Source organism: Streptococcus oralis subsp. tigurinus (assembly GCF_002093545.1).
Taxonomy (GTDB): domain Bacteria; phylum Bacillota; class Bacilli; order Lactobacillales; family Streptococcaceae; genus Streptococcus; species Streptococcus oralis_C.
This window is the reverse complement of the sequence record NZ_LNVF01000001.1, coordinates 712,017-738,104: the sequence shown is the minus strand read 5'-3', so window position 1 is coordinate 738,104 and position 26,088 is coordinate 712,017. Positions and strand designations below refer to the sequence as shown.

The window sequence follows — 26,088 nt, the reverse complement described above, 5'->3', positions numbered from 1 at the left end:
GGTCGCCTAATAGCGACAACCGTAGTAACTTGAGACACGTTCCGTGTCCAAGTTACTTGTAGAGTTGTAATTGAATTCGGACGGAGGTCTGCGAAAAAAAGATAGATTTCCTTGTGTTCATCGAACACATCGTCAATCTCCTATTTTTTCATTGCCCTCTTCGTCCTTAATATCTTAAATTAGAGCACGGGCTAAAAGCTCGGAAAAAAGATAAATCTCCTTGACTTCATCGAAGTCTGCGTAGATTTCCTATTTTTCGGTCGCTTTTAAACGCCCTTTGCATCATAAATAGAATTGGAGAGGTCATGGCTGATGACAAGCTAAGAGCGACTCCTGCGGCTAGAAAGTTAGCGGATGATTTAGGAATCAATCTCTACGATGTTTCTGGCTCAGGTGCAAACGGTCGTGTCCACAAAGAAGACGTGGAAACTTATAAAGACACAAACGTGGTTCGCATTTCGCCACTTGCAAAACGAATTGCCCTCGAACATAACATTGCTTGGCAGGAAATCCAAGGAACGGGTCATCGTGGTAAAATCATGAAGAAGGATGTTTTGGCCTTGCTTCCTGAAAATATCGAAAACGACACTATCAAGTCTCCTGCTCAAATCGAAAAAGTGGAAGAGGTTCCAGACAATATCACTCCTTATGGTGAGATTGAGCGTATTCCAATGACACCAATGCGTAAGGTTATCGCCCAACGTATGGTTGAATCCTACCTAACTGCGCCAACCTTCACACTCAACTACGATGTCGATATGTCAGAAATGTTGGCCCTTCGTAAGAAGGTTCTTGATCCAATCATGGAAGCAACTGGTAAGAAAGTAACGGTTACAGACCTTCTTTCACTGGCTGTTGTTAAGACATTGATGAAACACCCATACATCAACGCTTCATTGACTGAAGATAGTAAGACCATTGTCACTCACAACTATGTCAACCTTGCTATGGCAGTTGGGATGGATAACGGATTGATGACACCTGTTGTCTATAATGCTGAAAAAATGAGCTTGTCAGAGTTGGTTGTTGCCTTTAAGGATGTGATTGGTCGTACTCTGGATGGTAAATTGGCTCCAAGCGAACTGCAAAATTCAACCTTCACAATCAGTAACTTGGGAATGTTTGGTGTTCAGTCCTTCGGTCCGATTATTAACCAACCAAACTCAGCTATCCTCGGGGTTAGCTCAACAGTTGAGAAACCTGTAGTTGTCAATGGTGAGATTGTCATTCGCCCAATCATGAGCCTTGGATTAACCATTGACCACCGTGTCGTAGATGGTATGGCTGGTGCTAAGTTTATGAAAGACTTGAAAGCCTTAATTGAGAATCCGATCTCAATGTTGGTTTAAGTCAGCTATTGTTTTTTTAGAGATTTAGATAAAGGAAGTAAGACATGGCCTTAGAAGTAATTATGCCAAAAGCCGGCGTGGATATGACAGAAGGACAAATTGTCCAATGGAATAAGAAAGTCGGAGAATTTGTAAAAGAAGGAGAAATCCTTTTGGAAATCATGACTGACAAAGTCAGCATGGAATTGGAAGCCGAAGAAGATGGATACTTGATTGCCATCCTTAAAGGAGATGGTGAAACCGTTCCAGTAACTGAAGTTATCGGTTACCTTGGCGAAGAAGGGGAAAACATCCCAACAGCTGGAGCAGCTGCGCCAGAATCAAAACCTGCACCTGCAGCTAGTTCCTCAAACGACGATGGTAAGAGCGATGATGCATTTGATATCGTTGTAATTGGTGGAGGTCCTGCTGGTTATGTTGCAGCGATTAAAGCTGCTCAACTTGGTGGTAAGATTGCCCTTGTTGAAAAATCAGAACTCGGTGGAACCTGCTTGAACCGTGGCTGTATTCCAACGAAGACCTACCTTCACAACGCTGAAATCATCGAAAATATCGGTCATGCAGCAAGCCGTGGTATCGTCATAGAAAATCCAAACTTCACTGTTGATATGGACAAACTTTTAGAAACTAAATCTAAAGTTGTCAATACCTTGGTAGGTGGTGTTGCGGGTCTTCTTCGTAGCTACGGAGTTACTGTTCATAAAGGAATTGGTACCATCACTAAAGACAAGAATGTCTTGGTAAATGGTTCGGAATTGCTTGAAACCAAGAGAATCATCCTTGCTGGTGGTTCAAAAGTCAGCAAGATCAACGTTCCTGGTATGGAATCATCACTTGTAATGACCAGTGATGACATTCTTGAAATGAACGAAGTTCCAGAAAGCCTTGTTATCATCGGCGGTGGCGTTGTCGGTATCGAACTCGGTCAAGCCTTCATGACGTTTGGTTCAAAAGTAACTGTTATCGAAATGATGGACCGTATCGTTCCAGCTATGGATGCGGAAGTGTCTAAGAATCTCCGCTTGATTCTTGAGCGTAAAGGAATGACCATCTTGACAGGTACAAAATTGCAAGAAATCATCGAAGAAAATGGTCAACTTCGTATCAAGGTTGAAGGAAAAGATGATATCATCGCAAGCAAAGCGCTCCTTTCAATCGGTCGTGTGCCGGATCTTGAAGGTATTGGCGATGTTGAGTTTGAATTGGATCGTGGACGTCTCAAGGTCAACGAATATATGGAAACTTCTGTTCCAGGTATCTACGCACCAGGTGATATTAATGGTACTAAGATGTTAGCCCACGCAGCCTTCCGTATGGGTGAAGTTGCCGCTGAAAATGCCCTTAAAGGAAATCATGCTGTTGCCAAACTTAACTTGACTCCTGCAGCTATCTACACTCTTCCTGAAGTAGCAGCAGTAGGTCTAACTGAAGAACAAGCTCGTGAGAAATACGATGTAGCCATCGGTAAATTCAACTTTGCTGCGAATGGACGTGCTATTGCATCGGATGCTGCTCAAGGTTTCGTAAAAGTCATTGCAGATAAGAAATACGGAGAAATCCTTGGTGTTCATATCATCGGTCCTGCAGCTGCAGAATTGATCAACGAAGCGTCAAGCATTATTGAAATGGAAATTACTGTTGAAGAAATGCTTAAGACCATCCACGGACACCCAACCTACTCTGAAGTGATGTACGAAGCATTTGCAGATGTTCTAGGAATGGCCATCCATTCACCAAAGAAAAAATAAATAAGTTTTTCAACTAAATTTTCTTAAAGTAGTACGGACGGCAGCGACCTCTACTAGAGTTCCATGCCTAAAAATTGAGCCTCTTGTCTCAATTTTTCCGAGAAATGTAACGATAACACGTTACATTTCTTTTTACCACTTTAGAAAATTGGATTGCTATAAACAGAATTTAAAAACTAAATTTTTGGAAATACTATGAAATACATTATCAATCATTCAAACGACACTGCATTTAATATCGCCTTGGAAGAATATGCCTTTAAACACTTACTAGATGAGGATCAAATCTTCCTTCTTTGGATTAACAAGCCATCTATCATTGTTGGACGTCACCAGAATACTATCGAAGAAATCAACCGTGATTATGTTCGAGAAAATGGTATTGAGGTGGTCCGCCGTATCAGTGGCGGTGGAGCTGTTTACCACGATTTAAACAATCTCAACTACACAATCATTTCAAAAGAAGATGAAAACAAGGCTTTTGACTTCAAGAGCTTCTCAACTCCAGTTATTAATACCTTGGCTCAACTTGGGGTTAAAGCTGAGTTTACAGGCCGTAATGACCTTGAGATTGATGGCAAGAAATTCTGTGGCAATGCCCAAGCCTATATCAACGGTCGTATCATGCACCACGGTTGCTTGCTCTTTGACGTTGATTTGTCAGTCCTTGCTAACGCACTTAAGGTTTCAAAGGACAAATTTGAATCAAAAGGTGTGAAATCCGTCCGTGCCCGTGTAACCAATATTGTCAATGAATTACCAGAAAAGATCACAGTTGAAGAATTCCGTGATTTGCTTTTGGAATACATGAAAAAAGAGTACCCAGAGATGACCGAATACGTTTTTTCTGAGGAAGAATTGGCTGAAATCAATCGCATCAAGGATACCAAGTTTGGTACATGGGACTGGAACTATGGTAAATCACCTGAGTTTAACATTCGTCGTGGAACAAAATTCACTAGCGGTAAGGTTGAAATTTTTGCCAACGTCATTGAATCAAAAATTCAAGACATCAAGATTTATGGTGACTTCTTTGGTATCGAAGACGTTGTAGCTGTAGAAGATGTCCTTCGTGGCGTGAAATATGAACGCGAAGATGTCCTTAAAGCTCTAGAAACTATTGATATTACACGCTACTTTGCTGGTATTAGCCGTGAAGAAATCGCTGAAGCGGTAGTGGGGTAAAAGGAAAAGGAGCTGGTTGTATGACCAGCTTCTTTTTGAGTCATCTTATATATAATAATTTGTATTTTTTTAAAAAAGTGATATAATACAGATGTGAAGAATTGTTAGTAAATGAGTGTGTGACTTGAGGATCTAACTAAGGGTTCAGCAAAAAACATAATCTAAGTAGTTTATGTTTTTTGAAATGAATTTGTATAAATGTCTTACAAAGTACTTGAAAAGCTTGGAGTATTTATCTCCAAAGTCCATCTAGGAAGGTGTGATGTTATGAAACGTTTATTTATACTTTTTTCGAACCTTTTTATTCTAATCTTTCTTCTTTGGATTGCCTTTATTTCTCCAAATACGGTTATCTACCGAAGTCTCCCTGTGGTAGGAGTTATTAAGCAAGAAAGAACTGTCACCAATGAGGAGCTTTCGTCCAACTTAGATCAGTTAGCAAGGGAAAGCAATAGTCTAATCGCTCGCCAGATTGAAAAAACGGATTCTAAAGGGCAAGTTAAGTTTTCGTATGATATCTACGGAGAAGGGGCACTTCCTAATGGCATCAAAAAAGAAGAGAAAGAATTCGCTGCAAAGGAAAGTTTGCTTACCAATTACTATATACTATCTGGGAATTTAACCCTTGAAAAATTGGATCAAAAACTCCACGATCTTGGTTTTTCAAAAAGTTTCATGAATAACCCTAATCCCCTGCAAAATTTTATCGCATTTTTTGGTTCTGGTGCCCAATCTCTAGCCTTGGTTATTTTTATCATCAGTTTTGGTGCATTGACCATTATTCAAAAAACACTTGAAATGAGAAGTGCAGGGATTCGTTACATTTCTGGAATAAGACGATACCAACTCTTTGGACATTCTCTCATGGAAGATGCTAAAGAATTGTTTTTAGGATGTATTGGCGGCAGTGTCCTAGGAGCTATTCTGATTTATTATTTACAATTGACCCCTTTTGCCTATTCCCTCATCATTTCAGGTAGTATTATTTACAATACACTTTTATTTATTTTATCTGCTTTCCTATCCTTTTTCTTTGCATTCAGTATTCAGACAGTACACTTGGTCAGCCTTTTAAAGGGGAAGATTCCATTAAAAAGAGTCTTGTTTTTTCTCTTTACATGTCAATTTCTTGCAATCACTGTCATTGGTCTCTCAATTCATCGTGTCAGCATCTATGGCTCTATCTGGCAGACTTATCAAGAGGGAAGTTTGGCTTGGTCAAAACAGTCTAATTGGGTCCAAATTGGTACAAATCGAGAATATTTCTATCAGAATACCAGTAAAGAAGGTCTGAAGGAAAATAGAGAGAAATGGTCCAAGCTCATCGAGTCTGGTATTGAAAATGGTGGTCTTTTAGCTTATCATCACCTAACATTTTTTAGTTCAAAAGGAGTTATGACGGATCCTAGTACAGGTAAAGAGTTTTCAATCACAGATTACGATCCTCTTGCCAATACCCTGTATGTCACTCCAAATTACCTCGAAATCCAAGGTGTTCAAGTTTCTTCTGAAGTAAAAGATCACTTAAGTCACTTACAAGCAGGAGAATTTGGTCTATTACTTCCAGAAAAATTAAAAGGTCGAGAAGAGGAGTTAAAAAAACGCTATGAAGATTATCTGACTCCTCGAGATGAACAAGGAAAGAGTCAGTTGCCCATGAAAGCACGGGTGACCTATCTTCCTAACAACCAAAAACGATTTATCTATAATAATACACCGATGAGCTATCAGCAATTCTTGACCGATCCGATTTTAGTTGTTGTTCGACCTAAAAGTTTTGGTGGCTACGACAATCCTTATTTCTCTCATCTCAATTCTTATCTGTATTTTGATGGACTTGAAAAAAGCAAGAAGCTAGTAGCTGAGTATAATCTTGAAAAAAGTGTTAGTCAGTATGACTATGCAGTGGCCGTTTACCAGCAAATAGCCCAATCCATCCAAATAGAAAATCTCATGACGATTGCAGGAGGAGTATTCGGAATGGCGACCTCCATTCTACTCTTTAACACCATGAATTTCCTCTATTTTGAAGAGTTTAGAAGACCGATATTCCTGAAGAAGATTGCGGGTATGGACTTTTTGAAAATTCACAAAAGTATGCTCGTATCAGAGATTGCCATGCTGCTATTAGGTAGTGTCCTGATTTTCTTTCTCACACAGGAATGGTGGATCGCTCTCGTCACGCTTTTATTATTTACGATTAATGCATGGCTGATTCTCCTTTATCGCTCGCATAAAGAGGAGCATTTCTTGCCCATTATTCTGAAAGGAGCCTAATATGATTAAAATAGAACATCTGGCAAAATCATTTGGAGAACGGACTGTCTTTCAGGATATCAATCTGCAATTTGTAGCAGGAAAGGTCTATGCCCTAATTGGAAATAGTGGTTGTGGCAAAACAACCTTACTCAATATTCTGGCTAAGCTGGAACCTTATGAAAAGGGAAGCATCAGCTATCGAGGGCAAGAACTTAAGCAAATAAAATCTCATCACTTTTTTAAAAATGAATTAGGCTATCTCTTTCAAAACTTTGGTCTTCTTGAAAACGAGACCGTAGCGGCCAATTTAGAACTTGGATTGATTGGTCAAAAATGGACTAAACAAGAGAAGAAGCAGCGAGAAGAAGAAGTCTTAGAAAAGGTGGGATTGGATTATCTCACTCTCGATCAAAAAATCTATGAATTATCAGGCGGAGAAGCGCAACGTGTCGCCTTGGCTAAAGTCATCCTCAAGGATCCTCCTTTGATTTTAGCAGATGAACTGACTGCAGCGCTCGATCCAGAAACTTCAAAAGAAATTATGAACTTACTTTTATCATTGAAAAAACCAGACCGCTTGATAATTCTTGCAACGCATAATCCAGTGATTTGGGAAAAGGCCGATGAAGTGATTCGGTTAAATACTATCTAAGTAAAAATACTCTATGATTAAAAATCGTAGAGTATTTTCTATGTGTGTCATAATTTTAATTATGTAAATCAAAGCTTATCTAGAGCATTCTTTTGTTCATCATTAACGATATGGGTATAGAGGTCAGTGACTTGCGTACTGGCATGTCCTAGCTGGTGACTGACCAAAACTTGCGATTTAGTCGCATCATAGAGCCTAGTAGCCAGGGTATGGCGTAGTTTATGGGGAGTTACACGTACTTTGAAGTCCTCAGAGTACTTAGCAACCATCTTTTCCACGCTGGAAGCATCGATACGATTGGGAACGCCACGATATAAGGTCAAAAAGAGTGCTGTATCCGTCTTTTCCGTCTTATAGCGTTGATTTCGAATAGCGAGATAATTTTCTAGATAAGGCTTTGCAAAGGCAGCGACATTAACTGAGTCACGTTTACCCCCTTTTCGAGTGACATCGATCACCATCATTTTGAGATTGAGGTCCCTTAGATCCAGATTAACAGCTTCAGATAAGCGGACACCTGAGGCCAAGAGAAGGGCAATAATAGCTAAATCACGTTCTTTATTTTTATTGAATGATGAGAGAGCGCGATTTGAGAGTTGTTGAGGGTACTCTTGGTCGATATAAGTTAGAAAACCTTCCGTTTCATCACCTAGAAAGAGTTTTTGCTTGATGTTTTCAGCTCTGGCAGCAAGGGTTTCTTTCTTTTTCTTGGTTGAAACTTTCTTCATTACATTGCGATAGAAATAGGGTTCTCCTTGGTCATTTTCAACCTCCTCAGTTAGATACTTGTAAAGACTAGATAGTGCCGACAAAGTGCGATTGATTGTCGTCTGAGAAACGCCTTGTTTGGTTGTATTAGCATTCAGCAAAGGACGTTCTCGTAGATAGAGGATAAAGGATTCCATATCTTTCTTTGACATGTTTTCCAAGACCGATAAAGGAATATCGGCAATTTTATCAGCGTTTGAAATTCCAGACTCTAGAACCCAGCTGAAAAATCGATCGTATTCCTTGAGGTATTCGTACAAGGTTGTAAAACTATATGGGACAGCAAGCTTAGATTGGTAGTATTCCAGAACATACCAGGGCATGATTTGTTTTAATTTCTCGATTCGTTCTAGTAAAATCTCACGTTTCATGATTTTCTCCCTAAATTAGTCTACTAGTAGTATAGCATAGACTTATATATTTTTCAAGAAAATTATAGTTTTTCGGAAAGATATCATAGGGGATATATAGGACTGTTTTGTTTTAGATAAGTAACCAAAAATTTTTTTATAGCTAATTATCCTCAATTATGTACTTTATTTAAGTGAATACTGAAATTTTTAAAAGCTCTTCATCTACTATGAAACGTACTTTATTTAAGTGAAAGCTAAAAACTTTTCAAATGTACATTTTGACAAAATAAGAACACTTTAAATAATATAAAGTGTTCTTATTTTTTTATATCTTTTTTAAACTGTACAAAATGTTCTTGCTTTCTTCTGTATCCTTTGCAAATTGAACATGCCTTTTTATTTCGCTTTCTGTACGTCATTCTTTCTTTAACTTGAATTTTATAACGATGATCTGGATTTTCTTGACATATCCACCATACAGACATATTACTCAACTCTGTGATTTCAGTTGGATTTGCTATTAGGAGGTTATTTACATAATCCCACTCATTCATTAGACTTTGTTGTGTTGTTGCTAAGTCGTTAAACCCTTTTAAAACTTTTTGAATTCTACAATATGGACAAGAATTATCTCTGTAAAATTTTTCTTTAATGACTTGCTGATATTCTCCAGTACATACAGGACATTTCCACCATGCGGTATATGTTGAATTAGCCCTTACTGAAGACATTTCTTGTTTATTTAATGTAGACCATTCTTTAATTAACCAAGGATGTGTTGTTTCTAGATCGTTATAACCCTTTGCAGTCTTCTTAAATGAACAATACGGACAACATTGGTCGTTTTCGTGGCGTTCAGAAATTTTCGCTTTAAAATTCCTGTGACATTTTCGGCAATTCCAATCAACTAATGTATTTGAATCATAAAAGAAAGTGTAAATATCTCCGTTAAGTTCTTTCACCCATTCATTGATTAAGTACGGCTTAACATAGTTTACTGTTTCATTTGGTTTAGGGAGTTTTTTATTGTAGTAAGGGCATATAGAGTTAAGTTTACTAGAATTATTTTTTGTAAATGCCTCTAAAACAATCCCTAATCTTTCCTGAAATTCTAAATTGCAACAATCACAAATCCAAGTAAATATTTTATTCTCAGCTTCAACCGATCTCGTCACCTCATCAGTTTTTATTAAGTTCTTGCTACTCCAATAATCACATAATTCAGGATAAATATCTGGAATTGTATTATAGCCTTTTAATGCTTGTTCGTTATTGCAATATGGACAAGTATTAGGCACTTCTCTTCTAATTGGAATTGAACACAAGTATTCACCTCTACAAACGGAGCAATTCCACCAATATTTTTTTGTTTCAATGTGACTCAATGCTAAATGAACAGGCAATCCATTTTTATCGCTCCATTCTTCCTGTAATTATGGAAATTGTAGAGTATATAATTGTTAAAAACAAGTGTATCCCAATCACAGTTGTTGGGACATGTTTCAAAATTACTATTCTCTAAGTCGGTTCTTGAAATCATTTCAATAGGACTGCAATAAAAACTGACATGGCAACAAGGGCATTTCCAATTTATACATTCAGAAGACTTATACCAGTATTCAGAAATAGATTTATCATTACTTTTATCCCAAAATTTCTCTAAATAAGGATGAGTTTCTTGTAAAGTATTATACCCTTTTAACATCAACTTATCATCACAATAAGGGCATCCTTCAAGATGCCTTTTAACAACACAACAGTCATATTGACCATGACACTTAAAACACTGCCATCTTACTAAGATGTCGGATAAGCTATCAATCATATTACTTTTTACAAGAGTTGGAATAAATTGCTTAAAAAGATTTCTATCTGTATGTAATTCCGATAAAGTATCTGAAATAAAAAAGAATGCTGATAAATCAACATTCTCTTCTTGTATTTTTTGAGAAAAAATGTTCCTTTTGTCTGTTTAGCTACCAAAAAGATACCATATAACCTTATTTAAAAACAGTTGATTTGCTCTTGCTGATGTATTCATTTTTATATTCAACAACGTCCTCAATAAGCTGTTTCTTTATTACTTGAATATATTTTTCCATGTATTCAAAATCAATAGTACCACTTTTTGTCACTGGAAGTTCAATATCAATATTTGAAATAACATCAAGAGCAAAAGAAGATTGACCCCAAGAAAAATTTGTAAAAGCTTTTTTCATCGAACTAATTAAATACAAAGCAATATTTTCTGTTAATTTCCCATATTTTTTATTTAACTTAAATATTTGAATCTTATCTCCTGTAAAGTAGGCATTTGGTTGATAATACATAGTTACAGTATCTTGACCGAAAGAAATAGTATTGGAGGGATTTAAAAATTTTTCATCAAAATCAATATATCCTCTGATTCCATTTTCACCTTCTCCTCTAGCAACATATGAGAATTCACCGTTAAAAGTAACAATATTCGCATTTATCTTCTTCTTAGTAGGTATGATATCAAAAAAAGTTAACTACAGAAACAACGGAATTAAATTTGTTTTTTGCGCTAAAATGATGCGCACGTTTAGAATAAAACAAGTATTAAACTCTATACAATTTTAAAGAGGTGTAAAGAAAAAATAATCTGAAAAGCTTGTATACATTATTGATTCGTGCACAAGTGTGTAAATATTGTAAAACAATTTCAAAATGTGGTAGACTAGATATGAATTTTGATGGACGATAATTAGGTCAGAAAAAAGGTTACAGATGGAAAAATTAGTTTTTATCGGAATGCTAGTGTTCTTGGCAGTTGTGTTTATTGGAATATTGTTTTGGCTGCGTTTTAGAATGAAGAACACCTTTGAGAACGGTGTTCCAGTGTACGATGCCCCAGCAAATAATCAGACTAGGACGAGTAAGCTAAGCGTAGGAGAGTATGCAGTGCATATAGTTTTAATACTAATTAGCGCTGTAATTGCCTTTAAGGTCATGGGCATGTTCCGTCATGGGGCGGCGCCAATTGGTGCTGCTATAATCACGCCTTCTATAATGGCGCTTTTCAATGCACGAAGGAGAACCGGGAAATCTTGGATGGGTATCGTTGCAGTGCTTATGATATTCGTGTTTTTGATGTTTGTATATATAATTATAGGTCTACCTGATAACGCACCTCCACTTAAAATTGACGGAACTGAAATTCATCTTACAGAGACTAAGATTTCGGATTTGATAGACAAGGGGTTTGAAATTTATGTGTCAAATGGTAGACATGATTATCCTAATTATAACGAGCTTTTGACAACGGGAAGCTATACTAAATACCAAGGAGCTGGGGTTAGCGTACCAAACGGCTTTAAGTCATATGACTCAGCAGTTACGCGATCTACCTATCTTCTTGTAAAGAAGAATGTAGTTCTCGGATGTATAGGTGTTTACGGAGATAAGAGGAAGAGTACGGAGCTGAAGGACTGTGTAGTTACGCAGGTTTGCTTCGATTCTGAGTGCACAGCTGTTGCCAAAAAATATGGAATTTCATATAATATAGATGGTATAGATTTGCTAAAGAAGCTTGACAAAAACGAGTTCACGAAAGTATTTGGGAAAAAAATATGGCTGACTCCAAGCAATCCGAGAGGTGAATATTTGGGTCATTATGGCGTGCAGTGGGGAGCAGGTAACAATGAATTCTTTTGGAATCATTATTTTATGAATTTAGACCTTGATTCGAATAATGATATAGTTAATTTTAATTTTAGTTCTAATATTGCAGCAGAGCGATAGAAGAATTTGCAGGGATAATTAGGCAAAATGAAAAAGAAAAAAGTGCTAAGTAAGACAAAGTATGCTATTTATCTTCTAGTGGTCCACCTTATATGCATACTTTTCACTATAAGCAAAATAGTGATACCTTCATGGGGTCACTGGTTAGAGACGACACGCTTTCTTTGGACAAGCTTTCCTACCTATGTATGCGTGTTAATAGCCATTCTCCCAATGGTATGCTTTTGGCCATATTTGATTAGTGCAGATTTTAAGCCGGGTACAGCAAAGACCTTGCTTGCGACTTTTGGTCTAATAGTAGGTAACGTGACTCTGATTTTGATATATACGACTATTTTGCACAAGGTATTATAGGTATAAAAAAATCCCTTTATAGGGATTTTTTGATTGCTTCAAGTAGCTCGTCATATTCTTCAAATGCTGGAACCTCTGGGTGATCCTTCTTGATTGATTCGGTGCTTCTAAACAAGAATCCTTGTGGGTGTCTCCTTGAAAGAAGTCGGTTTAATCGACGGTCAAGGCAGTTGATTTGGTTAGTCCAAATTATTCGGCAAGCCATAAATACTCAAATTTCTCCCAATAACATTGTCATCATAGATAGTTTCCCCTTATCACTTTGTCAACCAGTCCGTAACCATAGAGCACATGTTTTAAAGAACTAGCCGACATTGGTTACAATTCCTCTAAGCACCTTTGGTTCTATGGATTCAAAGTACATATGCTGGTCACCCCTATCAGGCTATATTCTGAATTATGTTGTAACGCCTGCCTCAGTACATGATATTAGGGCAGTTGATGACTTACTAGAAAATTGTTCTCAACCCTATGTTTTAGCTGATTTAGCTTATCTTAGCTATGAACTCAGAGAACAGTTGAAACAGAAAGGTTACCATATTTGGACGCCTTTACGTCAAAATATGGCAAGAGCTAAACAACATAATCATTGGAAACTAATGGCTATGAGACGGACTATTGAAACTCGATTTTCAGAACTTTGTGCTTTTTTTGATGTCGAACAGACACTAACTAGAGGCTTAACAGGATTGCAGTTGAGAATGGAGCAAATTGTACTGGCTTATAATCTGAGATACTTTGAGATTAACTAGCACCACGAGTAAAAATCTATATCTTACTATCAATAAGACCTTAAATGAGCAGCAAAAAATGTACAATTGAACCACTACTTCTTCTGCACCTATTAGAGTAAAAATGTACAAATCAATTCCTTAAATCAGATGATGTTATGAACTAGAAAATATACAAAATAACACTTCAAAATAATGTACAAAATAAAAATAAAGTACACTCCTTAAAGAATGTACTTTCTGCTTCTAATTCAGTTGTATCAATGGTTTAGCTCTAGTTTAGTCAATTGTACATAAACTTTTAGTTTTAGAAGTAATAAAAAAGACTTAGACCTGTGTAATACGGATCTAAATCTTTGGAGTTTCTATTGTGAATCATTATCTAGTACTTTTTCTAGCTTCCAAATACTAAACCAGAATGAAATAGTCAGCAGAATAAGGAAAATAAAAAAGAAATTATCAGTAACGAAACTTCTGTTCATTCTACACATCTCAAGAGCTATATAGGGAGCTATGGGATACAAAATACATTCTGTATAGATTAAATACAGTAAACTCCTTTCTAGCTTTTATGCTTTATCATTTCTAACTTAATTATTATCTTATTTTTAAGAAAATTCAATTACTTGTATGTGAAATACCTTATCAGTAAGAAATAACCGATCTCATTACTGAGAATCGGTTTTCTAAATACATTAAGAAAGTATTTTACATAATTTATGTTATGCAAAATACTACAACAACAAATCTTTGACTTTTCCAATTTCACTTTTTGGAATCACTAGGTGAATCATATCACCCAGATACATTCTAGTTGAGCCGTGAACTGTTTGGCTTTTGCCATTATGGACTTGGGTGGTGATGAGTACGTTATGTGGCAAGTTGAGCTCGTGAACCTGCTTTCCAGCTATCTTGTCAGATACAGGGATTTCAATTAGGGTAACTTCTCCTTCGTCTGTTGCTTCTTCTGGTAGCATTTTTTCTAGCATGGCCTCATAGACTGGAGCACCCTTGAGTAGATCCATGACAATATATGCGACTAAGGTCACTAAGCCAAGTGGCATGAGGTTGCGAATGTCACCTACCATCTCAGTTACGAGTATCATAGCTGTTAAGGGAGCCTTAGATATTGCTCCAAAGTAGCCACTCATTCCTAAAATGACAAATATAGGGAATTGCCCCTGACTGACAAGTCCAAGATTGACACAAATAACACCAACCAGGGCACCAAGCAAGGAACCGAGAGCCAGAATGGGAAGGAAAATTCCTCCTGGGAGACCACTTCCATAACTAATCATGCTCCAAACAAAGCGAATCAAAAAGTAAGCTAATAAAAGTTGGAAACTAAAATCTTGCTCAGTCAAAGAAAGAACGACCTGATTTCCACCACCAAGGATTTGTGGTAAGAAAATCCCGACTGGTATGATAAGGATAAAGGCCAATATTGGATAATAAGATCTATCCAAATGGATTTTTTGACCAATCCAGTCATAAACTCGACCAACATTGAGTACAGCTTTCTCATAGAGAAAACCAGAAAGCCCGAGAAAAACTCCCATAAGGAGGTATATCCAATACTGGTCTAGGGTCATGAGAGGAATGTTATCTGGCATATCCAGTACGGGTGTTAGGCCAAATATGAGCAGAGAAACAAAGTTTGCTACGAGACTAGCTGCTAAAGTTGAGACCCAAAAAAAGCGTGAAAAATGGTGGTAAACTTCTTCTATAACAAAGAGAAGACCTGCGATTGGTGCATTAAAGGCAGCTGCTAATCCTGCTGCAGCACCACTGGCAATCAAGGAACGTTCCTCTACTGGGCTAGATTTGAGCCACTTGGCAATGCCTTTACCACCAACTGCTCCAAGTTGAATACTTGGCCCTTCTCTACCTAGCATAAGGCCACTGGCAATAGCAAGAATCCCTAGAATATATTTTTTCCAGAGGACACTCCACCAGTTAAGAGTCATGAGTCCTTTTAATTCGGCTTCGACTTGAGGAATTCCTGAACCCTTGATATCTTTTTCCGATCGAGTCAATTTCGCACTGAGCCAGCTAACGATTAGATAAAATAGACCAATGATAAAAAGATTGCGGACTAGGTGCGCTTGATCTTGATAGAGTCCTTGTATCAGGTGGAATCCCTTTTCGATTAAGAAACGAAAGGATCCGACGATGAGACCGACGACGAGACCGACAATGACTCCTCGCCCAACTTGGGATAATATGGTACTTGATGCAAAGGCAAATTCTTTCTTGGAACTGAGTGTTTCTGACTGTTCCTCCATAATCATTTCCTCTTACTTATCTTTCTTAGTTGAAACCAGTGTTTTGACTGGTTCAAAGCTGGTTCGGTGAATTTGGGTGACACCTAGTTTTTCTAGTCCTTCTAGGTGTTTAGCTGTTCCATAGCCTGCATTAGCCCTGAAATCATAGCCAGGATATTGATTATCATAGTCCTTCATAATATTATCCCGTGTCACCTTGGCCACTATAGATGCAGCTGCGATCGAGAGAGAGTTTGCATCTCCTTTGATGATTGCTGTTTGAGAAATCGGCAACTCCAGTTTCATGGCATCTATCAAGAGGTGCTCAGGTTGTGGACTGAGCTGGGAGATTGCTTCCTTCATGGCCAGTTTGGTCGCCTCGTAGATATTGACTTGGTCAATGATGTGATTATCCTTGATACCAATACCGATTGCCAAAGCTTGGTCTTGAACGGCTTGATAAATTTCCAGATGTTTCTTTTTGGGGATCTTTTTGCTATCGTTGAGGCCTCTAATCTTACATTTTTTTGGCAAGATAACGGCTGCAGCGACCACAGGACCAGCCAGAGGACCACGGCCGACCTCGTCAACACCTGCTATTAGGGTCAATCCTTGTTTATAAAGCTCTTTTTCATAGGAAAGCATGGATTCCAAACGAAAGTTTTCATCCAGTTCTGCCTGAATGGCTTTTTTACGCTTGCTGATTTCCTTTTGAACTCCAGAACGAGTATCTTTTTCGAATTCTAGAAAAAGAGGATTGTCTAAGTCATTAACCCGAGCAAGAAGTTCCTTGATTTCTTTAATCGTCATCATCGATATCGTCCAATGTATCTAAGGTATAGTTACCGAGTTTTCCATCACGGACTTCCTTGACGAAGAGACTATAAAAACGGTCGTAATCATCTCGGAAACCGAGGGCACGTGTCATATCCATGATGATAACAGGTGCTTCTTCTTCTATCTTCATTTGTTTGAAGCGTTCAGCTAGCTTTTCTGGATAATGTTTTTTGAAATAATTGAGACCAAAAATGGTCACTTCATCCATAGGAAGCAACTGGTCTTTAATTGCTCCTGTTAGGGCTAGTTTCAAAGCTACGGTTTCGTCTTCGAACTTAGGCCAGAGAATCCCTGGTGTGTCTAGGATTTCAAGGTCTTTGTTGGTTTTGAGCCACTGTTGCCCCTTGGTGACACCTGGTTTATTGCCGACAACCGCAATCTTTTTCCCAGCCAAACGGTTCATGAGAGTTGACTTACCGGCATTTGGAATTCCGATAATCATGGTACGCAAGGTTTCGATTTTGATACCGCGTTCTTTCTGGCGTGCAATCTTATCAGCCATGAGCTTTTTAGCAGCATCAGTCACAACTTTTACAGTAACTTGCTCTTTGGAGTTGATAGCCAGAGTTTGAATTCCCTGTGATTCAAAATACTGACGCCATTCTTTGGTCATTGCTGGATCTGCTAAGTCCGCTTTATTTAAAATCAAGAGTTTTGGTTTATCACCCACAATCTTGTTTAACATAGGATTTTGACTAGATAAAGGTAGCCGAGCATCCACCAAAATCGTCACAAAATCAACAAATTTTAGATTCTCCTGAACTTGTCGCCGAGCCTTAGACATGTGGCCCGGGAACCATTGAATTGTAGCCATAAATTTCCCTTTCCGACTAAAAAAACGTAGTAAAAACGTTTTCTCTCTTACCATCTATTCTATCATAAATTAGGAACTTTTGCACAGGCTTTGACCACAACAAATGATAAATAGTAATCGTGCGAAATATCCTTGATGCCAGAAACGATTGACTTGACTTTTTTTGTTTTTAGGTATATACTTAGTGTATACCAATTCGTGGAGGTAGAGCAATGAATACAGTAAAGACTCGGAAGGTGGGGAATTCTCTCACTGTGACCATTCCTAAAAACTTGGGTATGTCAGAAGGTCAAGAAATGGTTGTCTACAAAGGGATTGACGGAGTCATTGTCTTAGCTCCAAAACTAAAAGATCCTTTTGATGGGATTACTGATTTGAGAATGACGAATGATTTTGAAGGGGTAAGGTCACTTGATAGCGAAATCTGACTATATTCCTGAAAAGCAGGATATCATTTGGCTGGACTTTGATCCATCAGTCGGTCGGGGGATTCAGAAACGGCGACCTGCCTTGGTCGTTTCTAGGAAAGAATATGCCTTGCAAACTGGTTTTGTTGCTGTCTGTCCTATCACTCACGGCCAACATCGTTTGGCAGAAAAAGGCTTGCTCGTTCCTGTCTCGTCGGACAAGGTAGATGGTGCTGTCAATCCATTTCAACTGTATACCTTTGATTTTCGAATGCGTAATGCTCAAAAAATAACAAGAATGGACACGCAATGTTTTCAGAAAGTCGTCCAACTTTACCAGTACATCTTTGGAGATACATAAATCCTACCATGCATAGACAAGGTAGGATTTATTCTATATGAGCAATCTATCTAAAAACGGGTGAAGGCAATTTGTCAAAATCCCTCTAATCCAGCTTTCTTGTGCAGATGATAGATGTTCTGCCTGAAGGCATTCTTTTAGAAAATCGCGGACTTGTTCTGGTGCAATCTCAAACTCAAAGGCTTTCATATTGTAGAAAAAGTCGATGAGATGTTCAGATAAGTAATCATCTGAAAAGGGTACTTCTCTACTTTTTCGATATTCTAATAAGAGTCGAGAAAATCTAGCTTTTTCATCAGGCAAACCACGAAAATAGGAATTAAGAAGCCAAGTCTGCTTCTGCTTTCGTTCAATAGGATCTTGATTTGCAATTCGCTGATCCTTTTCCAGCTCTTTTTGATTTTGCTTTGCCTTGAGAGCTCGTTCTTCTCTATTCTTTCCAAAAAGAATTTTTTCCCATTTTCGTTCTTCTGGTGTGAGAGTTTCTGTAAATCCAAAGTAATCTTGATAGGCGCGTTCAGCGGGCCCCATGGCTAGGATGAGATTGTCAGCGTATTGCTTAGCGATTTTATCTCTTTTCTTGCGTTCTTTCTCTGCCTGAATCCGTAAATGCTGCTCGTAGTCTATTTTCTCCTTACCTAGCTTGATAAGGTAGAGTTGATCATCAGATTTCCCAAGTAGAAAGGGTTTGATACACTTTTCAAGGACTTCTTCCAGACGCGCCTTCTTTTTGGGGTCTGCCTTGGTCCAACTTCCTCCTTGAAAAACTTCTAGGAAAAGCTGGTAGTCTCTCTCAGGTGCGAATTGATTGCCACGATTGGCTTTGAAAACACCTTTTTCCCAAAACCATTTTAGAAGTCGTTCGTCAAAGTCGCTTTTATTAACCTTGATTTTTTCCTTTTTCTGAGCCTTTTTGGTTAGATTTTCAACTTTTCTGAGTAGTCTTTCTTCCTCTTCCAGTTGCTGGTCTAAAGTCAGTCGATGAAAATGACGAACACAATCGCTTCCTATAGGAAAGAGACTTTGGCCTGTAACTCCGTTAAAGAGTTCGTAGGCGTATTTTATGGCGTTCCCGCAGATACAATTACTGCGCCCAATACCATTAAAAATCAAGGAAACTTCATTCCATTCCTTGGTAGCTTGATCCCAAGTATTTGCTTGCGAAGCTTGTAAAACTGCGTCATGAAGGGATTTTCTAACTGGAAGTGGCATGAGGTCTCCTTTCTAGGTTATACTTTTACAACTTGAACCTCGTCTTTACCAAGTAAAATCAGGTATTTCTCAATATTTTCAATCGAATAGGCTCTTGATAAGGCTTCTCCATATAGGGCTAACTGACCACGATAGCGGTCTATGAGTTGACTTGGTTCATCGTAACGGTCTGTCTTATAGTCGAAAAGAATAATTCTGTCCTCGTAAAGTAGATAGCCGTCCAAAATCCCACGAACAACAAAGTCTTCCTGACTCTTTTGGTCGCGTTTGAGCATGGAGAAAGGTTGCTCGCGGTAGAGATGGTCGGTATTAGCGAGAATTTCCTGACCAAGTGCTGTATCAAAGAATGCGAGAATTTTAGAAAGATTGATTTTGTCTCTGACTGCTGGACTCGTTTGAACTTGTTGCAGAGTTTCTTCCAGAGTGGCAAGTGTTGGTTGCTGACTAAGGTCAATTCTCTGCATCAGTTCGTGGGTTGCACTACCAATCTCAGCTCCAGTTACCTTTTCTTTAGTTGAAAAATCTGGTAAATCAAAGCTGATTTTCTTTTCCGGTGATTGAGTTTGGTTAGCAATTTGTACCCCTTCCATATCCATAACTGGTTCGTAGAATTTCTTGATTTGGCTTGGGGTTTGAACACTTGGTAGTTCAATGGCTTCGCGGTGAAGAGTATTATAAACTTCCACCTCCTTCAGCATTTCAAGGGCTTCTTTAATCGTTTCAGACTGACGATTGTCTGTTTGAGATCTATCTTGTAGAGAACTCTTGTTTTCCAACTGACCAATAGCTTCTCTAGTCAACTGGTCTTCACCAACAAAACGATAACTAAAGTTGAGATTGTCTCTGGCAAATACTTTGCTGATAGCCCAGATCCAATCTTGGAAATTCTTGGCTTGAAGTCTGGTATTGCTATCTAGTTTTCCGTTTTCAGCTATTGGATATTCCTTTGCTTCCAGCTTTTCACGAGAACCCTTACCGACAAGATAAAGCTTTCTCTCAGCCCGCGTCATGGCAACATATAGCAAACGCATCTGCTCTGAATAGCTAGCCAATTGCAGTTCTTTCTCATTCTGGGTATAGGTAAGGCTGGGAATAGAGAGTTTGATGGTTTTAGGATAGTGGGCTTCTACTGTTCCTGTTTCCACCTTGGCAATGTATTTGACACCAAGCCCATTTTGACGGCTGAGAATAACGTCTGACATCGAGTCTTGCTTGTTGAAGTCCTGATCCATGTTTAGGATAAAGACATAAGGGAACTCCAGCCCTTTGCTCTTGTGAATGGTCATGAGTTCAACAGCATCCTTGGGTGGTGCGACGGTTACGCTTGCGAGATCATGCTGGGCTTCTAGGACTTGGTCAATCATACGTATAAAACGCGACAAGCCTTTGAAATTACTCTTTTCAAACTGGTCAGCTCGCAGAGCTAGGGCATAGAGATTGGCCTGTCTAGCAGGACCGTTTGGCAAAGCTCCAACATAGTCATAGTAAAAACGGTCATTATAAATCTTCCAAATCAAGTCATAGAGAGAGTGGGTTTTGGCATATAAGCGCCAAGAATCCAAGATATCCATGAATTGATTTAATTTTTCTGCTAGATCTGTGTGAATTAACTCTTTCTGGCTAGCTGCTTGTTTATGAGCATTGACCAGTTTCTCAAAAAGATTCTCTTGCACCTTATCTTCTGCTTTCTGAAGGGACAAGCGTGCCAACTCGTCCTCATCGAAGCTAAATATAGGGGACTTCATCAGGGCAACCAAGGCATAGTCTTGCAGGGGATTGTGAATGACGCGCATGGTGTCCAGCATGACTTGTACTTCTAGGGATTGGAGATAATTGTTTTGCTCACCGTCGGTTTTAACTGGAATTCCGTACTCAGACAGGGCGAGGAGAATCTGGTCATTTCGACTGCGGCTAGAGGTCAAAAGGGCAATTTCCTTAAAGACTACACCTTTCTCTCGATGGAGCTTCAAGATTTCCTTGATAACTAGGCGCATTTCTCCTGTGAGTTTCGTGTCTGCATCACTTTCTTCTTCCTCTTGCCCACTATCGTTCTTGTCGTAGATGAGAAATTCTGCCTTGTTGTCTGGATTGGGAGTTAGTTTGCTATTGGCAAAAACAAGCTGGTGCATGCTATCATAGTTGATTTCGCCGACCTCTTGGTCCATAAGGCGTCCAAAAACATCATTGGTTGCTGACAACACTTCTAAACTGCTACGGAAATTCTCCTTGAGGAGAATCAACTTGCCTTCTTTAGGATTTTGTGCATAGCGTTGAAATTTTTCATTGAAAATCTGCGGGTCTGCCTGACGGAAACGGTAGATGGACTGCTTGATATCTCCTACCATAAAGCGATTATGACCATTTGACAGCAATTCCAGCATCCGTTCTTGAATGTGGTTGGTATCTTGATACTCATCGACCATGACTTCGTGGAATCGTTCCTGATAAGCCTTGCGGACTTGTGGGAAATTCTCTAAAATTTCAATGGTGTAATGGCTGATATCAGCAAACTCAAAGGCATTTTCCTGGCGTTTACGTTCACGATAAGCCTCCACAAAATCACTCATAAATGTTTGGAAAGTTTTAGATAACTCCCAGGTGTCTCCATGATAACGTTCTTGATAGTCGAGAATGGTTATCTGGTCTGCTAGTTGTCCAAGTTTAGCAAACTGAGCCTTTCTTTCTTCGTTGTAGGCATCAGCCAGTGGTTTCAAATCGGCTTTACGACTAGAATTAGCTAGAGCTCTACCATTTTTTTCTTTCGAGATGGCGACAACACGCGTAAGCACTGCTTGATAAGCCTGGCTATCGGACTCTTGATTTAAGGAACCAATTTCATCCAGAACCAACAGCACATTTTCTAAATAGGTAGCTTTTGGAAACTCCTTGGCATCGTTATCCAGATGATAACGGAGGAAACTTTCCAAATCCCATAGCGCCTGTTTGATTTGCTCAGTTAATTTGTCTTTTTCAATTACAAAGTCAGCTTCTTCAAACCCTTTGAGGAAAGAGTTACTCAACCATTTTTTGGGGCTACTGGTGGATTGGAGGAAATCATAGATTTTGTAGACTTGCTGGCGCAGACCTCGTTCATCCTTGCCACGTCCAGCAAAGTTCTTGACCAATCGACTAAAGCTCTCTTTATTTTCACCTTGGTAATGGTCTTCAAAAACCTGATGAAAAACTTCGTTCTTTAAGAGTAACTGTTCACTTTCATTTTGCAGAATACGGAAGTTCGGTGCGATATCAATCAGATAGCCATGCTTGCCGAGGAACTTTTGTGTGAAGGAGTCCATAGTTCCGATGGCCGCGTTTGGCAGATCTGCCAACTGACGTCCCAAGTGTTGTTTGAGATCAACATCATCTGTTTCTTGGATTTGTTGGCTGATTTTCTTCTCCAAACGTTCCTTGAGTTCAGTGGCAGCCTTGACGGTAAAGGTCGAGATAAAGAGTTGAGAAATTTCGACACCACGGGCTAACTGGTCAAGAATGCGCTCTGCCATGACAAAGGTCTTCCCTGAACCAGCAGACGCTGAAACAAGGATATTTTGCCCTGCAGTATAAATGGCTTCGATTTGCTCGGCAGTTTTCTTTTGTTCCTTGCTCGAATTCGCTTCTGCTTCTTGCAATTTTTGAATCTCTTCCTCAGTTAAAAAGGAAATGGGCTTCATCGATTCAACTCCTCTCTCATTTTTTCAAACCAAGCTTGCTTAAGTTTTTCTCCTACCAGACGCTTGCCATCAGCTAAGTCCAACTTCTCTAGGAAACGAGCTTGACCCAAGTGGTAATTTGCTTCAAAACCTGTGATGGCTTGGTGTTGCTGGGCGTATGGAGCAATACTTCTGCCGTTTTCGGTATAGGGATTGATGGCAAACTGGCCTTCTAAAATCTTCTCAGCTGCCTTCTTGTACAGATGGGCATTATAGTCCAATAAGAGCTGGAATTCCTCGTCTGTCAGCTGATTAGCCTTGTTTTTGTTGTAAAATTCGCCCAAGTGACTGCTTTCTTTTTCTAAAAAGAGCCCTTGGTATTTCATTGACTTGCTGGCTTCTGCTACTGCTCCAGCCAAACTTTTAACGGTCAGCAGAGATTGGACAGGTTCAGCCATTTCTAGGTACATAGCGCCGAAAAAGTTCTGCTCCCCTCCTCTTTTTAGGGCAGCAAGATAGGTTGGCAGTTGGGAATTAAGCCCATTAAAGAAATGAGGAAACTGGAACTGGGTCAAACTTGACTTATAGTCCACCACTCCTAGCGCACCATCTGCTTTCAGACGATCAATACGGTCAACCTTGCCTCGCACATGAACACTTCGCCCATTATCCAATTGAATAAATGCCTGGTCTTTGCCGCCAAATGTTGCCTCCTCTTTGATGGTTTCGATGGCTGGATTATGACGTAGGATGTGGCCAGTGGTCCGAGCGACATCAAGAAGAACTTCCTTGGTAAACTGGGCTTCCAAACTTTCTTGATAAATGGCTTCAAATTCCCGTTCCTGACTGGTTTCTTGAATAGCTTGCTCCAGACGTTGGTCAAACGGATTTTCAGCAGGCAGTTTCAAGGCACGTTCAAAAATACGGTGCAAGAAATTCCCGTGACTGCGAGCATCTGGACGCAGGCGCAATTCTTCCTGCAAACCAAGTACATAACGGAGGAAATAACTGTATTCATTGCGGTAAAACTCCGTCAAACCAGAGGTAGAAATGTAAAACTCCTTGTCAGCTGGATAGAGAGCCTGCAAGGTATCCTTTGCTAATGGCTTGCTGCTTGGACTGGTTGGGATAGCTGGATTTGTAAGACCTTTTTGATCAAGTTTTTTCCCCATCACACGCGCCAAAACCTTGACAAAGGTCAAATCTTGCTCAGTATCACTCGTCTCGCCCTGCTGGTGATAGGCAACTAAGCTAGACAAGAGACTGTGATAAGAACCCATATCTTCTTTGCTAAGTTTTTTATGGTTCATTCTCTTTTCTATTCGGCTAAATCCAAAACTCACCAGTTCATGAAGATAGGAAGATTCCTTGCTCTCGTTTTCATTGAGAAGACTTGGTGCTGACAAAATCAACTGCTTACGAGCAGAGTTGACTAAAGAAAGCATGGTATAGCGATTTTTCTTGAGGTTTTCACTGCTTGCAATCAGTAATTGTGCTCCCTCTTCAGTAGCTTGGTTTAGGCTTTGTCTTTCTTCATCTGTCAATAGACTGGTGTTTTGCGCGATTTTTGGTAAATGATCCTGAGTCAGACCGATGGCATAGACAAAGTCAGCAGTCAGAGGTGCAATCAAATCGTAACTCTGCACCAGAACGGTGTCCACTGTTGCTGGAATGGTGCGATACTGGGACAAACTCATCCCTGAATGGAGCAAGGCTAAGAAGTCCTCCAGACTTACTTGTGAACCATCAAAAACTGTTGCAAATTGTTCTAAAACATGACAGAAAGCTTTCCAAACTTCGGCTTGTCTTTCCTGCTCTAGGACTTCCATAGTGGATGTTAAACCTTGCATCTGCTTGCTTAAAGTAGCATTTTTTAGAAAAGCACTCCACTTTTGCAAAAGATTTTCAGCCTTCTGTTTCCGACTGGCAAATAAGGTTTCAAGAGGAGTCAAAACTCGCAAACGAATGGCATTCAAGCGTTCCAAATCAAATTTTCCGTGGTGGGATTTGGTAAAGGTCTGCTGAAAAGCTGGCAAGCCATTGATGCCAAGATAGCGGAGGTATTGCTCAAAAGCATCAATCTCTGCCTGACTGAGGTCAGTATACAAGCCTGTTCTGAGAAGATTAATCAAATCCTCCTGACGGAAACGGTAGCGTTTTAAACGTAAAATTGACTCCACATACTGGGTCAAGGGATGATGAGCCATGGATTCGCTTCTACCAAGATAGAATGGAATCTGATACTGGTCAAAAATGGTTTTCAGTGATAACTGGTAAGAAGCCACATCACCCAAGAGAATACGAAAATTCTTGTAACTCAGGTCTGGATGGTCATGTAATTTCTGACGAATGCTACGGGCTACTAGTTCCAACTCCTCTTTTTGTGTCAAACAAGACCAGATTTGCAAATTTTCACGGTCCTTCTCATCGACATCTAAAGCGAGTTCTGAAAAGTCATAAGAAGACTCCAGCAAACGAGAGGCCTTGTCAAAACTATCTATTTTCTCATGAGTCTGAGAACGATCCTGAGCAGGTGTTTGGTATTTTGCCCCCAAATGATGGAGGAATTCCACACTGGCTTGGTAGAGATTTCCTTCAGTGAACGGACTGGTATAGGCCTTCTTGCTTGCATAAGCGCCAATGACAATCTCGACTCCTTTGCGATGGAGCAGATCCACTACACGCTCTTCTTCAGCAGAAAAACGGGTAAATCCGTCGATGACTAAGGCAATCTGACTGAAATCACTACTTACCTTATCATTCTCAATAGCCTCAATCAAATGGGACAACTGATTTCCCTGAGCCAACTGGCTTTGATTGAGATAGGCTGTTACTTTCTCGAAAATCAAGAGTAAATCTGCTCTCCTGTCCTCATCGGTCAAACTTTCCAAGTCCAAAAAGCTCATCTGAGCAGTTGTCATCTCGTGATAAAGTTCAATCAGCTGCTGGATAAATTGAGGGTCCTGTTTAATCGCACCATAAACTCTTAACTCCTTGGGATTAAGTTCAGCAAGGCATTTATAAAAGGCCATCCCAAGTCCGATGTCATCCAGACTGGTCTTAGCTGCCAAGTCATTTAAAACCAGGTAACGAGCCATCTGAGCAAAGCGCGTGACGGTAATCGCAAAAGAAGCCTGCTGGGACAAGCATTCCAGCACGGCACGTTCCTTTTCAAAAGAAAGAGAGTTGGGAGCAATGTAGAAAACCCGCTTACCAGCAACAACCAACTCTTCCGCCTCTCTGGTCAAGATTTCTGTCAAAGAAGTCCGAATATCAGTATACAGTAATTTCATCTCAGCCTCGTTATACTTTCTGTCATTACCCTATATTATACCATGTTTTAATAGAAGTTTCTGTCTCCTTATCACCAAAATATGCT

17 protein-coding genes and 2 pseudogenes are annotated in these 26,088 nt (G+C 39.4%); 9 read left to right on the top strand and 10 right to left on the bottom strand.

Translation table 11 applies throughout. The features are described from left to right. Nucleotides 1–305 precede the first annotated feature (305 nt). From ATE34_RS03685 to ATE34_RS03665, 5 genes are all read left to right on the top strand, one after another. Complete coding sequence (locus ATE34_RS03685; protein ID WP_084911104.1) at nt 306–1,349, top strand: dihydrolipoamide acetyltransferase; 1,044 nt, start codon at nt 306–308, stop codon at nt 1,347–1,349. A gap of 44 nt (nt 1,350–1,393) precedes the next feature. After that, the gene (gene lpdA / locus ATE34_RS03680) at nt 1,394–3,097 is read left to right on the top strand and encodes a dihydrolipoyl dehydrogenase (protein WP_084911103.1); all 1,704 of its coding nucleotides are present in this window, start codon (nt 1,394–1,396) and stop codon (nt 3,095–3,097) included. Between the two features lie 195 nt (nt 3,098–3,292). After that, nucleotides 3,293–4,282 carry a lipoate--protein ligase gene (locus ATE34_RS03675; protein WP_009730167.1) on the top strand — a complete coding sequence of 330 codons (990 nt, stop codon included), beginning with the start codon at nt 3,293–3,295 and terminating at the stop codon, nt 4,280–4,282. Nucleotides 4,283–4,549: 267 nt separating this feature from the next. Continuing rightward, the gene (locus ATE34_RS03670) at nt 4,550–6,559 is read left to right on the top strand and encodes a DUF1430 domain-containing protein (RefSeq protein ID WP_084911102.1); all 2,010 of its coding nucleotides are present in this window, start codon (nt 4,550–4,552) and stop codon (nt 6,557–6,559) included. 1 nt (nt 6,560) lies between these two features. Beyond that, entirely contained in the window at nt 6,561–7,193 is a 633-nt protein-coding gene (locus tag ATE34_RS03665) for an ABC transporter ATP-binding protein (protein ID WP_084911101.1), read from the top strand. Nucleotides 7,194–7,261: 68 nt separating this feature from the next. Here ATE34_RS03665 and xerS read toward each other — a convergent pair whose 3' ends face one another. From xerS to ATE34_RS03645, 4 genes and pseudogenes are all read right to left on the bottom strand, one after another. Beyond that, the gene (gene xerS, locus ATE34_RS03660) at nt 7,262–8,332 is read right to left on the bottom strand and encodes a tyrosine recombinase XerS (RefSeq protein ID WP_084911100.1); all 1,071 of its coding nucleotides are present in this window, start codon (nt 8,330–8,332) and stop codon (nt 7,262–7,264) included. Between the two features lie 299 nt (nt 8,333–8,631). Next, complete coding sequence (locus ATE34_RS11210) at nt 8,632–9,639, bottom strand: zinc-ribbon domain-containing protein (RefSeq protein WP_241500523.1); 1,008 nt, start codon at nt 9,637–9,639, stop codon at nt 8,632–8,634. Between the two features lie 3 nt (nt 9,640–9,642). Further along, nucleotides 9,643–9,699: pseudogene (locus tag ATE34_RS11325) on the bottom strand (hypothetical protein); the annotation flags it as partial. A gap of 615 nt (nt 9,700–10,314) precedes the next feature. Further along, a complete protein-coding gene (locus ATE34_RS03645) occupies nt 10,315–10,809 on the bottom strand; it encodes a restriction endonuclease subunit S (RefSeq protein ID WP_275080600.1) in 495 nt (164 codons plus the stop codon). Nucleotides 10,810–11,065: 256 nt separating this feature from the next. On the opposite strand from ATE34_RS03645, the gene ATE34_RS03640 reads away from it, so the two are divergent. Beyond that, complete coding sequence (locus ATE34_RS03640; protein WP_084911098.1) at nt 11,066–12,079, top strand: hypothetical protein; 1,014 nt, start codon at nt 11,066–11,068, stop codon at nt 12,077–12,079. Nucleotides 12,080–12,552: 473 nt separating this feature from the next. Next, nucleotides 12,553–13,185, top strand: a pseudogene (locus ATE34_RS03625) (IS982 family transposase); the annotation flags it as partial. A gap of 713 nt (nt 13,186–13,898) precedes the next feature. Here the strand turns inward: ATE34_RS03625 and ATE34_RS03620 are convergent. From ATE34_RS03620 to ylqF, 3 genes are read right to left on the bottom strand one after another with little or no spacing between them, the layout of a single operon-like run. Then, complete coding sequence (locus ATE34_RS03620; RefSeq protein ID WP_084911097.1) at nt 13,899–15,449, bottom strand: ClC family H(+)/Cl(-) exchange transporter; 1,551 nt, start codon at nt 15,447–15,449, stop codon at nt 13,899–13,901. Between the two features lie 12 nt (nt 15,450–15,461). Then, nucleotides 15,462–16,241 carry a ribonuclease HII gene (locus tag ATE34_RS03615; RefSeq protein ID WP_000988279.1) on the bottom strand — a complete coding sequence of 260 codons (780 nt, stop codon included), beginning with the start codon at nt 16,239–16,241 and terminating at the stop codon, nt 15,462–15,464. Continuing rightward, nucleotides 16,228–17,079: a ribosome biogenesis GTPase YlqF gene (gene ylqF, locus ATE34_RS03610; protein ID WP_000201289.1), complete on the bottom strand. Its 852-nt coding sequence runs from the start codon at nt 17,077–17,079 to the stop codon at nt 16,228–16,230. The genes ATE34_RS03615 and ylqF overlap by 14 nt, the downstream gene beginning before the upstream one ends. Nucleotides 17,080–17,291: 212 nt before the next feature. Here ylqF and mazE point away from each other — a divergent pair, with 212 nt between their 5' ends. Both mazE and ATE34_RS03600 read left to right on the top strand, forming a co-directional pair. Then, entirely contained in the window at nt 17,292–17,507 is a 216-nt protein-coding gene (gene mazE, locus ATE34_RS03605) for a type II toxin-antitoxin system PemI/MazE family antitoxin (protein WP_001098934.1), read from the top strand. Next, nucleotides 17,491–17,847 (top strand): type II toxin-antitoxin system PemK/MazF family toxin, encoded by a 357-nt coding sequence (locus ATE34_RS03600; protein ID WP_084911096.1) that lies wholly within the window; start codon nt 17,491–17,493, stop codon nt 17,845–17,847. The genes mazE and ATE34_RS03600 overlap by 17 nt, the downstream gene beginning before the upstream one ends. A 33-nt stretch (nt 17,848–17,880) precedes the next feature. Here ATE34_RS03600 and ATE34_RS03595 read toward each other — a convergent pair whose 3' ends face one another. The 3 genes from ATE34_RS03595 to rexB are packed head-to-tail and all read right to left on the bottom strand — an operon-like array spanning nt 17,881 to nt 26,002. Beyond that, nucleotides 17,881–19,059 carry a hypothetical protein gene (locus tag ATE34_RS03595; RefSeq protein WP_001130900.1) on the bottom strand — a complete coding sequence of 393 codons (1,179 nt, stop codon included), beginning with the start codon at nt 19,057–19,059 and terminating at the stop codon, nt 17,881–17,883. A 17-nt stretch (nt 19,060–19,076) separates the two neighbouring features. After that, nucleotides 19,077–22,730 carry a helicase-exonuclease AddAB subunit AddA gene (gene addA, locus ATE34_RS03590; protein WP_084911095.1) on the bottom strand — a complete coding sequence of 1,218 codons (3,654 nt, stop codon included), beginning with the start codon at nt 22,728–22,730 and terminating at the stop codon, nt 19,077–19,079. Beyond that, entirely contained in the window at nt 22,727–26,002 is a 3,276-nt protein-coding gene (gene rexB, locus ATE34_RS03585) for an ATP-dependent nuclease subunit B (RefSeq protein ID WP_084911094.1), read from the bottom strand. The genes addA and rexB overlap by 4 nt, the downstream gene beginning before the upstream one ends. Nucleotides 26,003–26,088 lie beyond the last annotated feature (86 nt).

Bases quoted from the DNA above. Each gene is read 5' to 3' on its own strand.
- ATE34_RS03685 (WP_084911104.1), top strand. From the start codon at position 306: ATGGCTGATGACAAGCTAAGAGCGACTCCTGCGGCTAGAAAGTTAGCG.
- lpdA (WP_084911103.1), top strand. From the start codon at position 1,394: ATGGCCTTAGAAGTAATTATGCCAAAAGCCGGCGTGGATATGACAGAA.
- ATE34_RS03675 (WP_009730167.1), top strand. From the start codon at position 3,293: ATGAAATACATTATCAATCATTCAAACGACACTGCATTTAATATCGCC.
- ATE34_RS03670 (WP_084911102.1), top strand. From the start codon at position 4,550: ATGAAACGTTTATTTATACTTTTTTCGAACCTTTTTATTCTAATCTTT.
- ATE34_RS03665 (WP_084911101.1), top strand. From the start codon at position 6,561: ATGATTAAAATAGAACATCTGGCAAAATCATTTGGAGAACGGACTGTC.
- xerS (WP_084911100.1), bottom strand. From the start codon at position 8,332: ATGAAACGTGAGATTTTACTAGAACGAATCGAGAAATTAAAACAAATC.
- ATE34_RS03640 (WP_084911098.1), top strand. From the start codon at position 11,066: ATGGAAAAATTAGTTTTTATCGGAATGCTAGTGTTCTTGGCAGTTGTG.
- ATE34_RS03620 (WP_084911097.1), bottom strand. From the start codon at position 15,449: ATGGAGGAACAGTCAGAAACACTCAGTTCCAAGAAAGAATTTGCCTTT.
- ATE34_RS03615 (WP_000988279.1), bottom strand. From the start codon at position 16,241: ATGATGACGATTAAAGAAATCAAGGAACTTCTTGCTCGGGTTAATGAC.
- ylqF (WP_000201289.1), bottom strand. From the start codon at position 17,079: ATGGCTACAATTCAATGGTTCCCGGGCCACATGTCTAAGGCTCGGCGA.
- mazE (WP_001098934.1), top strand. From the start codon at position 17,292: ATGAATACAGTAAAGACTCGGAAGGTGGGGAATTCTCTCACTGTGACC.
- ATE34_RS03595 (WP_001130900.1), bottom strand. From the start codon at position 19,059: ATGCCACTTCCAGTTAGAAAATCCCTTCATGACGCAGTTTTACAAGCT.
- addA (WP_084911095.1), bottom strand. From the start codon at position 22,730: ATGAAGCCCATTTCCTTTTTAACTGAGGAAGAGATTCAAAAATTGCAA.
- rexB (WP_084911094.1), bottom strand. From the start codon at position 26,002: ATGAAATTACTGTATACTGATATTCGGACTTCTTTGACAGAAATCTTG.